General features: G+C 64.7%; 13 protein-coding genes. 7 read left to right on the top strand and 6 right to left on the bottom strand.

The annotated features are described in order from the left end of the window. Positions 1–88: 88 nt before the first annotated feature. Positions 89–1,168 (bottom strand): substrate-binding domain-containing protein, encoded by a 1,080-nt coding sequence (locus C2L66_RS04090; RefSeq protein WP_054934066.1) that lies wholly within the window; start codon positions 1,166–1,168, stop codon positions 89–91. Between the two features lie 134 nt (positions 1,169–1,302). Between C2L66_RS04090 and C2L66_RS04085 the strand changes: the two genes are divergently transcribed. From C2L66_RS04085 to C2L66_RS04070, 4 genes are read left to right on the top strand one after another with little or no spacing between them, the layout of a single operon-like run. After that, positions 1,303–1,824 carry an NAD(P)H-dependent oxidoreductase subunit E gene (locus C2L66_RS04085; protein ID WP_054934065.1) on the top strand — a complete coding sequence of 174 codons (522 nt, stop codon included), beginning with the start codon at positions 1,303–1,305 and terminating at the stop codon, positions 1,822–1,824. Beyond that, positions 1,821–3,380 carry a formate dehydrogenase beta subunit gene (locus tag C2L66_RS04080; RefSeq protein ID WP_060601828.1) on the top strand — a complete coding sequence of 520 codons (1,560 nt, stop codon included), beginning with the start codon at positions 1,821–1,823 and terminating at the stop codon, positions 3,378–3,380. The genes C2L66_RS04085 and C2L66_RS04080 overlap by 4 nt, the downstream gene beginning before the upstream one ends. Before the next feature lie 14 nt (positions 3,381–3,394). After that, complete coding sequence (gene fdhF / locus C2L66_RS04075) at positions 3,395–6,334, top strand: formate dehydrogenase subunit alpha (RefSeq protein WP_054934092.1); 2,940 nt, start codon at positions 3,395–3,397, stop codon at positions 6,332–6,334. Between the two features lie 9 nt (positions 6,335–6,343). Next, on the top strand, positions 6,344–6,598 hold the full coding sequence (locus tag C2L66_RS04070) for a formate dehydrogenase subunit delta (protein ID WP_054934063.1): 255 nt from the start codon (positions 6,344–6,346) through the stop codon (positions 6,596–6,598). A 925-nt stretch (positions 6,599–7,523) separates the two neighbouring features. Here the strand turns inward: C2L66_RS04070 and C2L66_RS04065 are convergent. From C2L66_RS04065 to C2L66_RS04055, 3 genes are all read right to left on the bottom strand, one after another. Further along, a complete protein-coding gene (locus C2L66_RS04065) occupies positions 7,524–9,251 on the bottom strand; it encodes an FAD-dependent monooxygenase (RefSeq protein ID WP_062915161.1) in 1,728 nt (575 codons plus the stop codon). Between the two features lie 111 nt (positions 9,252–9,362). After that, entirely contained in the window at positions 9,363–10,433 is a 1,071-nt protein-coding gene (locus tag C2L66_RS04060) for a cation diffusion facilitator family transporter (protein WP_060601834.1), read from the bottom strand. Then, positions 10,430–10,774: an ArsR/SmtB family transcription factor gene (locus tag C2L66_RS04055; RefSeq protein ID WP_054934060.1), complete on the bottom strand. Its 345-nt coding sequence runs from the start codon at positions 10,772–10,774 to the stop codon at positions 10,430–10,432. The genes C2L66_RS04060 and C2L66_RS04055 overlap by 4 nt, the downstream gene beginning before the upstream one ends. 148 nt (positions 10,775–10,922) lie before the next feature. Here C2L66_RS04055 and C2L66_RS04050 point away from each other — a divergent pair, with 148 nt between their 5' ends. Continuing rightward, positions 10,923–12,770, top strand: a complete 1,848-nt coding sequence (locus C2L66_RS04050; protein ID WP_060601836.1) for a tetratricopeptide repeat protein — start codon at positions 10,923–10,925, stop codon at positions 12,768–12,770. A gap of 111 nt (positions 12,771–12,881) precedes the next feature. Here C2L66_RS04050 and tcuC read toward each other — a convergent pair whose 3' ends face one another. Then, positions 12,882–14,183, bottom strand: a complete 1,302-nt coding sequence (tcuC, locus tag C2L66_RS04045; protein WP_054934058.1) for an MFS transporter — start codon at positions 14,181–14,183, stop codon at positions 12,882–12,884. 414 nt (positions 14,184–14,597) lie between these two features. Between tcuC and C2L66_RS04040 the strand changes: the two genes are divergently transcribed. Then, positions 14,598–15,155, top strand: coding sequence for a GNAT family N-acetyltransferase (locus tag C2L66_RS04040; RefSeq protein ID WP_060601838.1), 558 nt, complete (start codon positions 14,598–14,600; stop codon positions 15,153–15,155). Positions 15,156–15,318: 163 nt separating this feature from the next. Next, positions 15,319–16,533 (top strand): hypothetical protein, encoded by a 1,215-nt coding sequence (locus C2L66_RS04035; protein WP_233444927.1) that lies wholly within the window; start codon positions 15,319–15,321, stop codon positions 16,531–16,533. 132 nt (positions 16,534–16,665) lie between these two features. Here the strand turns inward: C2L66_RS04035 and C2L66_RS04030 are convergent, their stop codons facing one another. Beyond that, positions 16,666–17,406: a DUF2968 domain-containing protein gene (locus C2L66_RS04030; protein WP_060601844.1), complete on the bottom strand. Its 741-nt coding sequence runs from the start codon at positions 17,404–17,406 to the stop codon at positions 16,666–16,668. Between the last annotated feature and the right edge of the window lie 254 nt (positions 17,407–17,660).

The following is a 17,660-nucleotide window of genomic DNA, read 5'->3' as shown; positions in this document are numbered from 1 at the left end:
AAAGCGTCGTGCGGCGCAGCGTCTGCAGACGTATTCGTTGTTACGGGCGCTTACCCTGCACGCCCGGACGTCCCGCGGGCCGTGTGTGTCAGGCCCCGCTCTCCTCCAGACCTGCTTCCAGTTCGAGCAGTTTCCCGCAGTCGCCGGGATCGTAGCCCTCCAGATGCGCGACACTCTGCCGGAAAGTGTCGCCGCGCATCACCGACATCACCGTTGTCAGCGGCTCGCGCTCCAGGCGCGCGCGGTCGCAGGCAAAGTAATAGTCTTCGTCGACGACCGGGATGAAGTCGAGCCCGAAGTGATGCGCCGCCGGTTCCACGCCGAAGCCGACGTCCGCCATTCCGCTCGCGACAAAAGCGGCGATCGCCGAATGGGTCAGTTCAGTCGACGCATAGCCGTTGACGCGATCCGGATCGACTCCGACGCGCCGCAGCGCAAGATCGATCAACATGCGCGTCCCCGAGCCGTGCTGCCGGTTGACGAAGCGGATGTCGTCGCGTGCGAGGTCGGTCAGACCGCCTATTCCCTTCGGATTGCCCTTCGCGAGAAAAAGCCCCTGTTTGCGCCGCGTCAGATGCACGAGCACATGTCGCTGCGGATCGAGCCACTGACGATACTTATCTGCGCATGCCGCGCGAAACTCGCCGCGCGGCAGATGGAAGCCCGCCAGATCGCACTCGCCGCGCGCGAGCGCGGTGATCGCCTCGGCGCTGTCGCGGTATTTGATGTCGAGGGGCACTTCGTCGGCGACGAGCGCCGTCACCAGCGCCGCCACCGCATACCCATGCGAGGCATGAATGCGGACGTCTTCGGCGGGCGGCGCGAGCCAGCGGTTCAGATCGGCGGCGACCTCGCTCGCCAGCGCCTGCATGTTGCCGTCCAGACGCTCGCCGCAAAGTCGTTGCGCGCGCAACACGGCTCGCCCGAGTTCCGAGAGGGCGGAGCCGCGGCCGCGCTCTTTCTCGATTAGCGCCCCGCCCAGTTGGGTCTCGATGGCGCGTAGCAAACCCCATGCGTGACGGTAGGACAAACCCTTAAGCGCAGCGGCCTGCGCGATGCTGCCCGTCTGGTCGACAAGCGACAGTAACGGCACAGCGTCAGTCAGGCTGGACGTTTGGCCGTTGCTGTCCCGCACAATAAGCTGCGCCTGGCATTCGATTCGAATCATATATGTTGCCGTAGTTCCTATTGCGAAAGCCGATCCACCCGCCTATCGTTCGCATTGATATATCAAACAAGCAAAGCATAGATGCGCGGGTTATGAATAACAAGTGCATATATCGACTTTGGAGGAGCCCCACTGTGGATCGACCGAACGCCATTGCGCCAGACGAACTCGTGCAACGCCACGCACGACCCGGCATGTCGCTGGTTGCGCTACTGCATGCCATTCAGGACGACGTCGGCTTCGTGCCGCCCGACACCGTCGCGCCGCTCGCGCGGACGATGAACCTGTCCCGGGCCGAAGTGCATGGTGTCATCACTTACTACCACCACTTCCGTCAGTCGCCTGCCGCGCCCGTCACGGTGCAACTGTGCCGCGCGGAAGCGTGCCGCAGCATGGGGACGGAAGCGCTCGCCCAGCATATCGAGGCGCGCACGGGTTGCCGCTTCGACGCGCACAAGCACGAGGCCCACAACCACGATCACGCCCATGACCACGCATGCGATGGCGCCGTCGGCCTCGAATCGGTGTATTGCCTCGGTCAATGCGCGCTGTCGCCAGCAATGATGATCAACGGCGAGTTGCACGCCAAAGTGACGCCGCAGAAGTTCGACGCGCTGCTCGCAGCGGCGATGAAACGTGTGGAGGAAACGGTATGACGCGCATCTACGTTCCCCGCGATTCGTCGGCGCTGGCGCTCGGCGCGGACGCACTTGCCACGGCCATCGTCGCTGAAGCGAAAGCACGCGGCATCGAAATCGAACTCGTGCGTAATGGATCGCGCGGGCTGCTGTATCTCGAACCGCTCGTCGAAGTGCAGACAAGCGAAGGCCGTATCGGCTACGCGAATGTCGAAGCCGACGATGTGAAGTCGCTGTTCGACGCGGGCTTTATCGAAGGCAAGGCGACGCACGCGAAGCATGTCGGCGTCGTCGACGAGATTCCGTATCTGAAGAAGCAGCAGCGCCTGACGTTCGCGCGCATCGGTATCACCGACCCGCTTTCGACCGACGACTACATCGCCAACGGCGGCATCGTCGGCCTGTACAACGCACTCGCGATGTCCGGCGACGCCGCCGTCGACGCGCTGATCGAATCCGGCCTGCGCGGCCGCGGCGGCGCCGCGTTCCCGGCCGGCATCAAGTGGCGCACGGTGCGCGCCGCCAGGGCCGACCAGAAATACATCGTCTGCAACGCGGACGAAGGCGATTCGGGCACGTTCTCCGACCGCCTCGTGATGGAAAGCGATCCGTTCGTGCTGATCGAGGGGATGATCATCGCGGGCATCGTGGCGGGCGCAACCGTCGGCCATATCTACGTGCGCAGCGAATATCCGCATTCGATCGCCACGCTCGAAGCCGCTATCGCCAAGGCGCGCGCAGCCGGCTGGCTGGGCGACAGCGTGCTCGGCTCGGAACATCGCTTCGAGCTGTTCGTCGCGAAGGGCGCGGGCGCCTATGTGTGCGGCGAGGAAACGGCGCTGCTCGAATCGCTCGAAGGCAAGCGCGGCATCGTGCGCGCGAAGCCGCCGCTGCCTGCGCTCGAAGGCCTGTTCGGCAAGCCGACCGTGATCAACAACGTGATCACGCTCGCCACGGTGCCGATCATCTTCGCGAAGGGCGCGGCGTTCTACAAGGACTTCGGCATGGGCCGCTCGCGCGGCACGCTGCCGTTCCAGGTCGCGGGCAACGTGAAGCGCGGCGGTCTGGTCGAACTCGCGTTCGGCTGCACGCTGCGCGAACTGATGTTCGACTACGGCGGCGGCACGGCAAGCGGCCGTCCGGCGCGCGCGGTGCAGGTGGGCGGCCCGCTCGGCACGTATTTGCCCGAGAGCCAGTGGGACATCCCGCTTGACTACGAGGAATACGCGAAGGTCGGCGCCGTCGTCGGTCACGGCGGCTTGGTGATTCACGACGACACATCGAATCTCGCCGATCTCGCGCAATACGCGATGCACTTCTGCGCGCTCGAATCGTGCGGCAAATGCACGCCATGCCGGATCGGCTCGACGCGCGGCGTCGAAGTGATCCAGCGGATTCGCAATGGCGACACGTCGACGAAGCAGGTGCAACTGCTGCGCGATCTGTGCGACACGATGGTGTCGGGTTCGCTGTGCGCAATGGGCGGCATGACGCCGTTCCCTGTCGTCTCCGCCCTCGACCATTTCCCCGAAGACTTCGGTCTCGAAACCGCCATTCCGAAAGCGGCAGCTTGACCACGGAGCCCAACATGTCCGATCCGATCACCTTCAAATCCGGCGGCTGCGGCTCCGGCAACTGTGCCTGCAAGGCGGGCGCGCTGCGCAACGAACGCGGCCCGATGGACGATACCGATTACGGCACGCCGCTGCGTCATTCCGACGTCGACGTGACGCTCGAAATCGACGGCCAGACGATCTCGGTGCCCGCGGGCACGTCGGTGATGCGCGCCGCCGCCGAGGCCGGCGTCAACATCCCGAAACTGTGCGCAACCGATTCGCTCGAACCGTTCGGCTCGTGCCGTCTGTGTCTCGTCGAGATCGAAGGACGGCGCGGTTATCCCGCGTCGTGCACGACGCCCGTCGAAGCGGGCATGAAGGTCCGCACGCAAACGGACCGTTTGCAGGGCCTGCGCCGCAACGTGATGGAGCTGTACATCTCCGATCACCCGCTCGACTGCCTCACCTGCCCTGCCAACGGCAATTGCGAACTGCAGGACATGGCGGGCGTGACGGGCCTGCGGGAAGTGCGCTATGGCTTCGACGGCGCGAACCACCTGAAGGACAAGAAGGACGAGTCGAACCCGTACTTCACGTACGACCCATCGAAGTGCATCGTCTGTAACCGCTGCGTGCGCGCCTGTGAAGAGACGCAAGGCACGTTCGCGCTGACCATCTCCGGACGCGGCTTCGAATCGCGCGTCGCCGCCAGCGAAAGCCAGCCGTTCATGGACTCGGAATGCGTGTCGTGCGGCGCCTGCGTCGCCGCGTGCCCGACCGCGACGCTGTCGGAAAAGAGCATCGTGATGCTGGGCCAGGCCGAGCATTCCGTCGTGACGACCTGCGCGTACTGCGGCGTCGGCTGCTCGTTCAAGGCCGAGATGAAGGGCAACACCGTGGTGCGGATGGTGCCGCACAAGAACGGCCAGGCGAACGAAGGCCATGCGTGCGTGAAGGGCCGCTTCGCATGGGGCTACGCGACGCACAAGGACCGCATCAAGAAGCCGATGATCCGCGCGAAGATCACCGATCCGTGGCGCGAAGTCAGCTGGGAAGAAGCGCTGAGCTACGCGGCGTCGGAATTCCGCCGCATCCAGGAGAAGTACGGCCGCGATTCGATCGGCGGCATCACGTCGTCGCGCTGCACGAACGAAGAAACGTATCTGGTGCAGAAGCTGGTGCGCGCCGCGTTCGGCAACAACAACGTCGACACCTGCGCGCGCGTCTGCCACTCGCCGACGGGCTACGGCCTGAAGACAACGCTCGGCGAATCCGCCGGCACGCAGACGTTCGCTTCCGTCGATAAATCCGACGTCATCATCGTGATCGGCGCGAACCCGAGCGACGGCCACCCGGTGTTCGGCTCGCGCCTGAAGCGGCGTGTGCGGCAGGGCGCGAAACTGATCGTCGTCGATCCGCGCCGCATCGACATCGTCGATACCGCGCACGTGAAGGCCACGCATCACCTGCAACTGCGTCCGGGCACGAACGTCGCGCTGGTCACGTCGCTCGCGCATGTGCTCGTCTCGGAAGGCCTGCTCAACGAGGCGTTCATCGCGGAGCGCTGCGAGACGCGCGCATTCCAGCACTGGCGGGATTTCGTCGCGCTGCCGGAGAATTCGCCGGAGATGATGGAAAGCGTGACGGGCGTGCCGGCGCAACAGGTGCGCGAAGCCGCGCGCCTCTACGCGACGGGCGGCAACGCGGCGATCTACTACGGCCTCGGCGTGACGGAACACGCGCAGGGGTCGACCACCGTGATGGGCATCGCGAACCTCGCGATGGCGACGGGCAACATCGGCCGCGAAGGTGTGGGCGTGAACCCGCTGCGCGGCCAGAACAACGTGCAGGGCTCGTGCGACATGGGTTCGTTCCCGCACGAACTGCCGGGCTATCGCCATATCAGCGATACGGTGACGCGCACGCTCTTCGAAGGCGAATGGGGCGTGACGCTGCAGCCGGAACCGGGCCTGCGCATCCCGAACATGTTCGATGCGGCGCTGCACGGCAGCTTCATGGGCCTGTATTGCCAGGGCGAAGACATCGTGCAGTCGGACCCGAACACGCAGCATGTGGGCGCGGCGCTGTCGTCGATGGAATGCATCGTCGTGCAGGACATCTTCCTGAACGAAACGGCGAAGTATGCGCACGTGCTGCTGCCGGGCTCGACCTTCCTTGAAAAGGACGGCACGTTCACCAACGCCGAACGCCGCATCTCGCGCGTGCGCAAGGTGATGCCGCCGCTCGCCGGCTACTCGGATTGGGAAGTGACGATCCTGCTTGCCCGCGCGCTCGGCTACGAGATGAACTACACGCATCCGTCGCAGATCATGGACGAGATCGCGCGTCTCACGCCGACTTTCCACGGCGTGTCGTACGAGAAGCTCGACAAGCTGGGCAGCATCCAGTGGCCGTGCAACGAGAACGCGCCGGAAGGCACGCCGACCATGCACATCGACGAGTTCGTGCGCGGCAAGGGCAAGTTCGTGATCACGAAGTACGTCGCGACGCCGGAGAAGGTCAACCAGAAGTTCCCGCTGATCCTGACCACGGGCCGTATTCTGTCGCAGTACAACGTCGGCGCGCAGACGCGGCGTACGGAGAACTCGCTGTGGCACGACGAGGATCGTCTGGAGATTCATCCGCACGACGCCGAAGATCGGGGTATCAAGGACGACGACTGGGTCGGCATCGAATCGCGCGCGGGTTACACGGTGTTGCGCGCGAAGGTGGCGGACCGGATGCAGCCGGGCGTCGTCTACACGACGTTCCACTTCCCTGAGTCCGGTGCGAACGTGATTACGACGGACAGTTCCGACTGGGCGACCAACTGCCCCGAGTACAAGGTAACGGCCGTGCAGGTGATGCCCGTCGAGCAGCCGTCGCAATGGCAGAAGGAATACTCGCGCTTCAACGACGAGCAGTTGGAGCATCTTCGCAAGCGCGAACTGGCTACGACTTCCGGTAAATGAGGCAACGCAATGGACGCACATAACCTGGTCGACATGGCGAACCGCATTGGCGATTTCTTTGAGTCGATGCCGGACCGCGATGAGGCAATCGACAGTATTGCCGATCATATCCGGCGGTTTTGGGAGCCGCGGATGCGGCGCTCGATTCTGGCGACGCTTCACGCGAATCCTGAAGGTGTCGAGCTGGAACTGCACGAAATGGTGCGTGAGGCGCTGGTGAGGCATCGCGAGGATTTGACGCCGAAGGCGGCGGCGGCCGCTTGAGGGGCGGTGTTTGCCGGTGCCGGGCGGCGGGGTTCACGTTGTAGCAACAGCAGTTGGGCGTTCGTGTCGGGAGCGATGCGGACGCTTTTTTTCGTTCATCTGTTTGGGTTTGGGTTTGGGTTTGGGTTTGGGGGTTGCTGGCGGTGGCTTTGCGCTGGCATCCGCGATTCGTTAGCTTGCTTCACGCGTCGCCCCTGTGCGGGGCGGCACCTACTTTTCTTTGCCGCCGCAAAGAAAAGTAGGCAAAAGAAAGCGGCTCACACCGCCAGCGCTAGTTCTTGCCTGAGGGCCCCCAAAGGTTCTTACGCTTCACACGGCAATCACGTCATTCGTGTTCGTTGCAAGCGCGCTGAATGAGCGCCTCACCCGCTTCACACTCCCGCGTCGCAGCACGCCGCGCCAGACAGCCCACCGCCGCCCAGGTGGCAAACTGTGTGTCGGCCTTCGGTGCTCCACACGCTTCACTCCGGACCGATAGCGCACGCGTCCCACCCGGTAAGAGCGCCACCCTTTACGACGCGACAACCTACACACAGTTTGCCACCTGGGCGGCACATACCATTCGCTGCCGCCTGCACGAGTGCGGGTAATTGAAGCGGGTGAGGCGTTCATTCGAAGCGTTGGCAACGGGCAGCAACCGGGGCGCTGGCGTGCGAAGTGTGGGGACGTTGGGGGCCCGTGGGCAAACGTCAAGAATTGGCGGTGTGAGCCGCTTTCTTTTGCCTACTTTTCTTTGCGGCGGCAAAGAAAAGTAGGTGCCGCCCCGCACAGGGGCGACGCTTGAAGCTAGATAACGAATCGCGGATGCCAGCGCAAACACTAGCAAACCAAAACCGTCCGCCCCAAAAGTCACAACGCAAACACCGCCACAAAAGCAAATCACGATACCAACCAGTACAACAACAAAAACAAAAACAAAAACCCATCACCCCCCCGCCGGCTCAACCGGCGCACCCTTCGCGAACCACGCTTCACAATGCCGCAACAGCCCGTTCAGATCAGAACCAGGCCTACCGCGCGCACACACATATCCATCCGGCCGCACCAGATAAAACGAAGGCCGCGTACGCCCGAACGATTCGCTCAGCGACGGCCCGCCGCCCTCGCCGTTCGCATCCGACACCCGCCACACGCGCACCGCGCCCGGCAGCAACTCTTCGACAGCGGCAGCAAAACGCTCGAGATCCGCAGCACGCACAGGCTTGCGATGCAATGACAACATTTTGCCGTTGCCCATGCCCGGTTCCTCCGGCGGATCGACGAGCAGAAACAGCGAGAAGAACGCCGGGTCGTGCAAATCGAAAATACAGCCGATCCCCGGCGCGCGTCCCAACGGTCCATCGACGACATGCACGAGCGCATCGGGTGCACGTTCGCCCGCACGCGGCCCGCCGTCGAGTATGCGTTCCAAAGTCAGAGGCGAGCGCCGGTATTGAATCGACAGTTCGCTGACAGTGAGACGCGCGGCATCGCGCAACGGCCCCAGTGCGGCAAGCACCGGCATCACGCGCTCGCGCAGCAATTTCAGCGGCCCGTGGTCCGCTTCCGCCATGTGCGTAACGAAACTCGTCTGCCGCAGCACGTCGCGCTCGATCGGGTGACGTTCGAGATGGTACGTGTCGAGCAGCCGGTCAGGCGCGTCGCCCTTCAGCACCCGCGCGATTTTCCAGCCGAGATTGAACGCTTCCTGAATGCCCGTATTCATTCCCTGCGCGCCCGCAGGGCTGTGCACGTGCGCAGCGTCGCCCGCGAGGAACACGCGCTGCGCGCGCAGTTGCTCGACCATGCGGCTGTTCAGGTGAAAGTACCCGGACCAGGAAAGGCTGCTCAGTTCGACGGGATGATGAATGCGGCTCTTCGCAATCAGCCGGCATTCGTCAAGCGTGGGCGCGGGAATCGACGCGAGTGGCGCCAGATCGCCGCGCGGCGCGGCCTCGGCCGGTTCGCGGTCCGGCATCGCGGGATGATCGGCAATCAGCCGATGCCGGCCCTTGCCCATCGGAAAGAGCGCCGCCAGGCCCGCGCCCGACGCGAAGATATGAAACTCGTCTTCGGACCAGCCGGTATCCGCTTCGATGTCGGCAAGCAGGAAGGTCTGCTCGAAGGTCTTGCCCGCGAAGCTCATGCCGAGCCGGTGACGAATCGCACTGTGCGCGCCGTCGGCGGCGATCATGTACGACGGATGCAGCGTCTCGATATGACCGTCCGCGCGTTGCAGCGTTGCGTTGATGCCCGCCGAGCCTTGCGCGAACATCGTCAGCTCGACGCCGCGTTCGACCTGCACGCCAAACGTCGCGAGATGCTCGGTCAGCAGGCGCTCGGTCACGGACTGATCGAGAAACAGCAGATACGGATAGCGCGTTTGCAGCGGATCGAAATCGAGCCGCGTCAGCCGCTGCCCGTTCGAATACAGATTCGCGGTGCGCGCGCGATGACCAAGTTCAAGAAACCGTTCGACGAGGCGATGTTGCTCCAGCAGTTCGAGCGTGCGCGCCTGAATGCCGATCGCGCGCGAATGCGGGTCGGGTTGCGGCGCCTTGTCGATGAGCCGCACGGGCACCTGGGCGCGCGCAAGACTCATGGCTGCCGCCAGCCCCGTCGGCCCCGCGCCGACGATCAGCACGGGCGGTACGTCGAAGGAAGCACCCGTCATGCAGACCTCCGCAGTCGGACATGCTCGCTAGTGTACGCCGAGCGTTCCGCTCGCAGCCGTGCGGCCGACGACGCGCCGCATCAATCCCGCATCGCCCGAGCGGCATATCGCTCAGTGCGCGTGCGGCGAATGATCGAGCGAACAGCGGTGCTGCGTCGTGCCGATGTCGACCTGCAGCGTCGCGTGGTGCATGTCGAACTCCGCGCGCAGCGTGCCGACGATTCCGTCGATCACCTTGTCGCCGGGATGGCCGTCCGGAATCACGAGATGCACGGACAACGCGTTGCCCGTCGTCGACAGCGCCCACACGTGCAGGTCGTGCACGTCGGTAACGCCCGGCTGCGCGGCGAGGTACTCGCGAATCTTCTGCAGGTCGACGCCGGGCGGCACGCCGTTGAGCGCGAGCTTGAGGGAATCGCGCAACAGGCCCCACGTGCCGTAGACGATCACGGCAACCACCACGATGCTCATCACCGGGTCGAGCCACGTCCAGCCGCTGAAAAGGATCACAAGGCCGCTGATTGCGACGGCGGCCGAGACGGCCGCGTCGGCAACCATATGCAGAAACGCGCCGCGAATGTTCAGGTCGCTTTCCTGGCCGCGCATGAAAAGCCACGCCGAGAAACCGTTCACGAGCATCCCGACGAGCGCGACGATGAACACGTCGAGGCCCGCGACAGGCGACGGATGAATCAGCCTCCCGACCGCTTCCGCGACGATCACGCCGCACGCGAACAGCAGCAGCCCGGCATTGAGCAGGCTGGCGAGAATCGACGAGCCGCCCAGGCCGAACGTGTAGCGCGCGGAAGGCCGACGCGTCGCGAGCCAGGTGGCGCCCCAGGCGAGCAGCAGGCCAAGCACGTCGGAGAGATTGTGTCCGGCGTCGGCGAGCAGCGCGGTCGAATTGGCCAGCACGCCGTAGATCGCCTGCACGACGACGATCGTGATGTTGAGCGCGACGGCAAGCGCGAACGCGCGTCCATGGCCCGACGCGGGCGCGTGATGGTGATGATGACCATGCCCGTGATGATGGTCGTGCGCTGCCTTGCGGCTCGCCTCGGGCGCGTGGTCGTGGTCGTGGTCGTGCGCCGGGTGATCGCACGCGTCCGTGTGCACATGCGCGCCGGACTTCGGCTGATGCTGCGCCGTCGTTTCGCTGGTCTGATGGGCGGTGTATTTCATGCGTGGTCCTGCGTGAGGTCGGCGGCGGATTCGCTGACGGGCTCCGCGACGTGCTCGAGCATGTCGGTCAGCATGCCGCTGATGTGGCCGTCGGCGGCGACGTAGAAAACCTGCTTGCCCTGCCGCTCCGCGCGTACGATGCGCGCCGCGCGCAACAGCCGCAGATGATGGCTGACGAGCGAAGGCGACAGACTCAGCGATTCGGCGATCGCGCCCACCGCGCGCCGCTCGTCCACGCACGCGAGCACGATGCGCAGGCGAGTCGGGTCGCCCAGCAGGCGGAACAGATCGGCGATCTGTACGACACGGTCGTCGGCATTCAAAGAGAGCACGGTAGACATGGAGGGCACCCGTATCGACGCAGCGTCGATACACACATATGAACAGATGTTCATATGTTATTGAGCAACACTGCCCGCGTCAAGTCGGGGGGCATGCGCCGAGTATGGGAAAATGCGGGTTTTCCTGCATCACACCCTCGCCTGCGTCATGCATCCAGTTTTCGACCGCGCCTACAGCGCGCATCGCGATGGACGGCTCGCCGACGCCGAGCGCGACTATCGCGCCACGCTCGAACTCGATCCCGTCCACGTCGATGCGCTGCATCTGCTTGGCGTGCTGCGCCATCAGCAAGGCCAGCACGAAGAAGCGGCCGACCTCGTGCGCCGCGCCGCGGATTTGCGCCCGCAGGACGCCGCGCTGCAACTGAACCTCGGCAACGCGCTGAAGGCGCTCGGCCGGCTCGACCAGGCAATCGAACGCTTTCGCAATGCGCTGACGCTCGCGCCGACGTTTCCGATGGCGCATTACAACCTCGGCAATGCGTACGCGCTCGCCGGGCGCCACGAAGACGCCGTCGACGCGTTCCAGAAATCACTGCGCCTGCAGCCGATGGACGCGTCGTCGCACGTCAATCTCGGCAATGCGCTGCACGCGCTCGGCCGGCACCGCGAAGCCGTCGATTCGTTCCGGCGCGCACTCGAACTGCGGCCCGGCCATGCCGGCGCGCACAACAACATCGGCATGGCGCTCAATGCGCTCGGCTCGACCAAGGAGGCAATCGCGCATTTCCGGGCGGCGCTCAAGATCGAGCCGCGCTTCGTCGCCGCCCGCTTCAACCTGGGCAATACGCTGGACGCGACGGGACAGCACCATGAGGCCGTTGCGGAGTTCGAAGCCGTCCTCGCACTGCAGGCGAACCTGCCGCCCGCGCTATTCGGCCTCGGCAACGCGCTCGCCTCGCTCGGCCGTCACGAAGAAGCGCGGCCGCGTTTCGAACTCGCCGTGGGTCACGACCCGAACTTCGCGCTCGCGTGGCTGAGCCTCGGCGCCGCCCATCATGCCCTCGGCGCGTACGACGCCGCCCTGCGCGCGTTCGAACAGGCGCTGCGGCTGCGGCCCGATCTGCCGATGGCGCATATGAATCGCGGCGTGACGCTGCTCACGCTCGGCGACTTCAAGCGCGGTCTGCCCGAATACGAATGGCGGCTGGAAACCGCGCCGCTTCCGCCGGACGCGACGCCGCTGCCGCGCTGGAACGGCGAGCCGATTGCCGGGCGTACGCTGCTCGTGCACGCCGAACAGGGTTTCGGCGACACGCTGCAATTCGTGCGTTTCGTCGAGGTGGTGGCCCAGCGCGCCGCGCGCGTCGTGCTCGAAGTGCAGCCACAGCTACTGTCGCTGCTCGGACCGACGGCGCAACAATGGCGCGTCACGCTGATTGCGCAAGGCGCGCCGCGGCCCCGCGCCGACCTGCAATGCCCGCTGTTGAGCCTGCCGCTCGCGCTCGGCACCGAACTGGACACGATTCCGGCGCGCACGCCGTACCTGAATGCGCCTGCCGCATCGCGCCGCGCCTGGCGAGGCTCGCTCGGCGGCCACGCGAAGCGCAAGATCGGCCTTGCGTGGTCGGGACGCGCACAGCGTCAGGAAAACCGCTCGCTGCCGCTGGCCGCGCTCGAACCGCTGTTCGCGCTCGACGGCATCGACTGGATCGTGCTGCAGCCCGCACTCGGCGACGACGAACGCGCCGCGCTCGACGCCCATCCGCGCGCGAAGAACATTCATCGCTTCGATGAGCGTATCCGCGACTTCGCGGATACGGCGGCGATCATCGAGCGACTCGACGCCGTGGTGTCGGTCGACACGGCCATCGCCCACCTGGCGGGCGCGCTCGACAAGCCGCTCTGGCTGATGCTGCCGTTCGCCGCCGACTGGCGCTGGTTCACGCGCGAAGCGCGCAGCCCGTGGTATCCGTCGGCGCGGCTCGTGCGGCAGCCGCGGCCCGGTGCGTGGAAGGAAGTCGTCGAAGAGGTTGCGGCGGCGCTGCGCAGCTGAGCGCCGGACTTCGTCGAAGCCGTCGGTCAAACAAAAAACCCCCGCACACATGCGGGGGTTTTCATTTTCAGCTTCGGAACCGGACGAGGCCGGCGCCAGGCGCAACGCCCCTTACGCCGTCCGATACTGGTTACGCGCTTCCGGCGTGCGATACAGCACGAGCGTCGCGATCAGGCCGCACACGGCCGCCACGCTCATCCACAGGCCGGGCGCTGCCTTGTTGCCCGTCGAGTGGATCAGGTACGTCGCGATCGCGGGCGTGAAGCCGCCGATCGTCGTCGCGAGGCTGTATGCCAGCGAGAAGCCCGCCGTGCGCACGTCGGCTGGCATCACCTCCGTCAGCGCGACGACCATGCCGCCGTTGTAGCAGCCGTACAGGAACGAGAGCCACAGCTCGACCATCAGGAGGCGCGCGAACGACGGATCGGCGACGAGCCATTGCACGGCCGGATACGACGTCAGGATCGTGAGGATCGTGAACGTCAGCAGCACGGGACGGCGGCCGACGCGATCCGAAATCGCGCCCGACACAGGCAGCCAGATCAGGTTCGATACGCCGATGCAAACCGTGACGATCAGCGTGTCGATCGACGAAAGTTTCAGCACTTCCTTGCCGAAGGTCGGCGTGTACGCCGTGATCATGTAGAACGACACCGTCGTCATGATGACCATGCCCATGCCGCCCAGCACGACGCCCCAGTTCTGCAGCATCGACGAAAAAATCTCGCTGACGGAGGGACGATGCTTCTTCGCCAGGAACTCTTCCGTTTCCTTCAGCGAGCGGCGAATGATGAACAGGAACGGCACGATCAGACAGCCGATCAGGAACGGCACGCGCCAGCCCCATGACGTCATCTGGTCGGCGGGCAGTATGCGGTTCAGCACCACGCCGATCAGCGCGGCGAACACGACGGCCACTTGCTGGCTGCCCGATTGCCACGAGCAATAGAAGCCCTTGTTGCCCTTGGTCGCGATCTCCGACAGATAGACCGACACGCCGCCCAGCTCCACACCCGCCGAGAAGCCTTGCAACAGACGCCCGATCAGCACGAGCACGGGCGCGAGCACGCCGATCGTCGCGTAGCCCGGGATCGACGCGACGGTGAGCGTGCCAAGCGCCATCAGCGCGAGCGTCAAGATCAGCCCCTTGCGGCGGCCGTGGTGATCGATGTACGCGCCGAGCACGATCGCGCCGAGCGGACGCATCAGGAACCCTGCGCCGAACACCGACAGCGACAGCATCAGCGATGCGAATTCATTGCCGCTCGGAAAATACGTCTTCGCGATCGCAGCGGCGTAATAGCCGTAGACCATGAAGTCGTACATTTCCAGGAAGTTGCCGCTGACGACGCGGAATACCGTACGAACCTTGGATTCGTCCGTCGCTACTTGAGCATGGGATGCAGTTGCCATGACTTTCTCGAAATGGGCCCGCTGACTGCAGGAACAGACAGCGCTGGGCAGTTCAAACGATCCGCCGGAATGGCGCGGATGCCCGGTCCGGCTCGGCCGGGTCGCGTCTGCGCCCGTCAGGACGCGGCGCTTTACGTGGGCGCGGTATTCTCATGCGGCAGATGCTGTCGAGATATCAGGGTAAACGTGATATTTCACTTACAACATGCGCCTGCCGTGATAATAACGTTACTCTGGAGGGTGCGCATTTAATACAATTTGCTTACGATAGCCCTCTTCCAAGAAAATTCTTCCGACGCGGTTTTCGACTGGCAAGCCGCGCCAGGTGACGCCGGGCGACATGCGCCGTATCGTGACTCTCTTGCCGCGTGCTGGCGGCCGATCCGTTGCTTTCTACCGCGCCATACCGCCGCAATGTCCGATTCCGCTTCACTGCCCACGCTTTCGCCCCTCACGCTGCGCCCCGCGACCGAGGCCGACGCCGATCTCATCGCCGCCATCCATAGCGCGAGCTGGCAGGCGACCTATCGCGGGCTGCTGCCGGACGCGTTTCTGAACGGCGAGGTCGCGCAGGAGCGAGCGTCGTACTGGCGCGCGCGGATGTCCGCGCCGGGCGCCGAACGGCGGATCGTGCTGGTCGCGGTGCGGGCGGGCGAGCCGATCGGCTTCGTGTGCGTCGAACGTCAGCCGGATTCGCCATGGGGTGTGCTGCTCGACAATCTGCACACGCTGCCCGCGCATCAGGGGATCGGTGCAGGCAAGCTGCTGATGCGCGCCGCGCAGGACTGGGCCCGCGAGCATGGCGAGGCGCAGCTGTATCTGTATGTGCTGGAAGGCAATGCTCCTGCAATCGCATTTTACGAACGGCAGGGCTGGCAGTTCTCGGGCGCCGAGCCTGATCATATGGGCGGCGTCGATATCACTGCATTGAGATATGTCTATCGACTGGATCGCGAATCGACACATTATTAAGATTACTAAATATTTAGGATTTATCTGATCGTTGAGTCGGCAACCGTCTGCCACGATAACGCGACCCAACGCCTCGACCGGGCCGTGAACGTGCGTTGCGTTCACATCTGCTGTCGTCCGCCGCTTCGAGGCCAAACACGCGAACAAGAACGAGGCGAAGACCGTGTCGACATCCCCACTCACACTCGTAGTCGGCGAAATAAGAATGCCGCGCCTTCGCCCACTTGAGCTGGTATCTCGCTCGCTTGGCCGCGAATGGTCGCTGCTGCCGCCCAATGTCAGCTTCCGTACCGAACTGAAGGCGCTGTACGCCGCGATGCTGCGCACGTTCTGCCTGAGTTCCGACGCGATCCGCGCCCTGTGCCGCTGGGATCCGCAAAGTCTGCGGCAGCAACCCGATATCAAGGCTGGTCCGGGTCCTGCCGGCAAGCCCAGCCCGACTCCACTGGGCATGCGCCATCCGACCCGCGCGCCGGCTCGGCAGGGCCGTCAACCGAGCACGCTTGCGGCTGGCGCATGCGTGATCGGTGGCGTGGCCGCGATTGCGTGGCTGATGGCGAACCATCCACGACAGCCTGCGTCGCCAACCCTCGCCGCCGCGCCCGATGTAACGCTCCACGCCGCCGCGGATCATGATGGAAGCGTGCACAGCCGTTCCGGCAATATCGGACGCCAGGCGGATGCGCCCGTCGCGTGGAATCGCGCGCGCGGCGATCTGACGGCGCGTAAGCCGGGCGCAAGCGCGGCGATCGCCACGTCGGGCAATGACGCGGGGCGCGCCTCCTCCCCTCCCGCCGTGCCCGCAACGACGGCGACCTCGAGAGCTTCCGCTTCGCCCGCTGCCAGCCACGACACGCCTGCTATACAAGCGTCGCGAACCACCGCTGAACGCGCGATGCCCATCGCTCCGCGCGCTGTCGATGCCTATGCAAGCGTCCCGCCGAAGAGCGCAAAGCCATCCCGCGCCGATCATGCTGAGCGAGACATACGCAAAGCTAACTCCACGAAGCGCGAGCGCAACGAGTTCGTCGCTACGAGCGCGCGCCGCCTTCCCCATGCGGTCGCGCACACGCTGGACATCGCGCCGCCTCACGGCTCGCATGCGACTTCGGACTGGCATGCACCGTCGGAAACACGGCTTTCGGCGGGATATCGCGCGCGTCCCTTGCCCTCTGTTGCAGGTGACTACTCTCCTCTCGCGCCCTCGGCGCGCCTGAGCGGCGACTATGATTCCGTCACGATGTCGGCGGGCACGCATGTGCGGGACGCCGCACCCGTCGCGGTCCGCCAGGACCGCGTGAACACCAACAGCACCGAGTGGATGAACCACATATCCCAGCGGCGCGTGACCGAAGTGCCCGATAGCTTTTCAAAGTAAGTCCGCGAGCGTCGGGCAATCCGAATCAGTCTCAAACAAAAGGGCTGAGTTCAGTGAAATCCTGGACTCAGCCCTTTTCTCATTCCCTTCAAACCACAACGCCGCGTTGCCCTCGCGACCCGGCGAACGCGATCACCGGGCCGGCAGCCCTGCCTCCGCCTGACGCTGCAACTGCAGCACCTGCTGCTGCAACTGACGCAATTGCACCTGGGCCTTGTCCTTTTCGTCACGCAACGCGAGCGTCTCGTCCTGCGTCTGCCGCTGATAGTCCGCGACCTTCGCTTCCTGCGCACGCGCCACTTCGATATCCGCTTGCAGCCGTTGCGCACGCGCCTGCGACTCGCCGATCACCCGCTCGATCGATGCCTTCTGCGCCTGCAACTGAGCCCGGCGAATCTCGACGTCCGCGAGTTGGGCCGTTTGCCGCACGAAGCCGGTATAGATGGATTCGGCCCGCGCCTGGTCGGATGTCCTGATGACGCGCCAGAAGTGCTTCTCCTGAAACAGCGCGACGTAGTACGTCATGCTCTGCGCGTGGAAGAACATCGAAGCGCCATAGCCGCCGTTATACGTGGTGCGCATTTCCGTCAGACCGCCGTCGTGGATCAGTTGCATCAGATCGGCGACATCGCCTTGTACGCTGCCGCTTGCGTCGAGGTTCGCGTCGAGTCCGGGTGCACTGCCCGCAGTGTCGGCGGAGCCGGCATCGTTTTGGGCGTCCGGCGTTCCGGCGGGTGCGCCTTTCGCCGCGCCCGCGCGCACGACGCCCGCTCCCACTGCCGCCTTGCCGGCCGCCTGTGCAACGCCGCCATGCATGAGCGCGCAAGCAAGCGTGAGCAATACCGTGCGGCGCAGATCCAAGGGGTACTTCATACGTCGATACTCCATGCGTATCCAGAAACAGCCTCGGATTATCGCGCGGAATACGCCCTTTCTGACGCGCTACGACAGGACTTTAAATCGAGATGAACGGACAACTAAGCAATACAACACGCAACCGCAAAAGTTCGTAAAAACGACTGTTGTTTTCTCATGCGATTGGGTTCGCAACCAGGTGCCGCGCAGCCTTGCGACAAACAGAAACGAAAAACGCGAGCGAGCCATCAGCGGCCCGCTCGCGTCAGATC

Origin of the sequence: Paraburkholderia caribensis (genome assembly GCF_002902945.1) — a bacterium.
Classification (GTDB): Bacteria; Pseudomonadota; Gammaproteobacteria; order Burkholderiales; family Burkholderiaceae; genus Paraburkholderia; species Paraburkholderia caribensis.
Note: the sequence above shows the minus strand (reverse complement) of the source record. Positions and strands in the feature narration are given on the sequence as shown.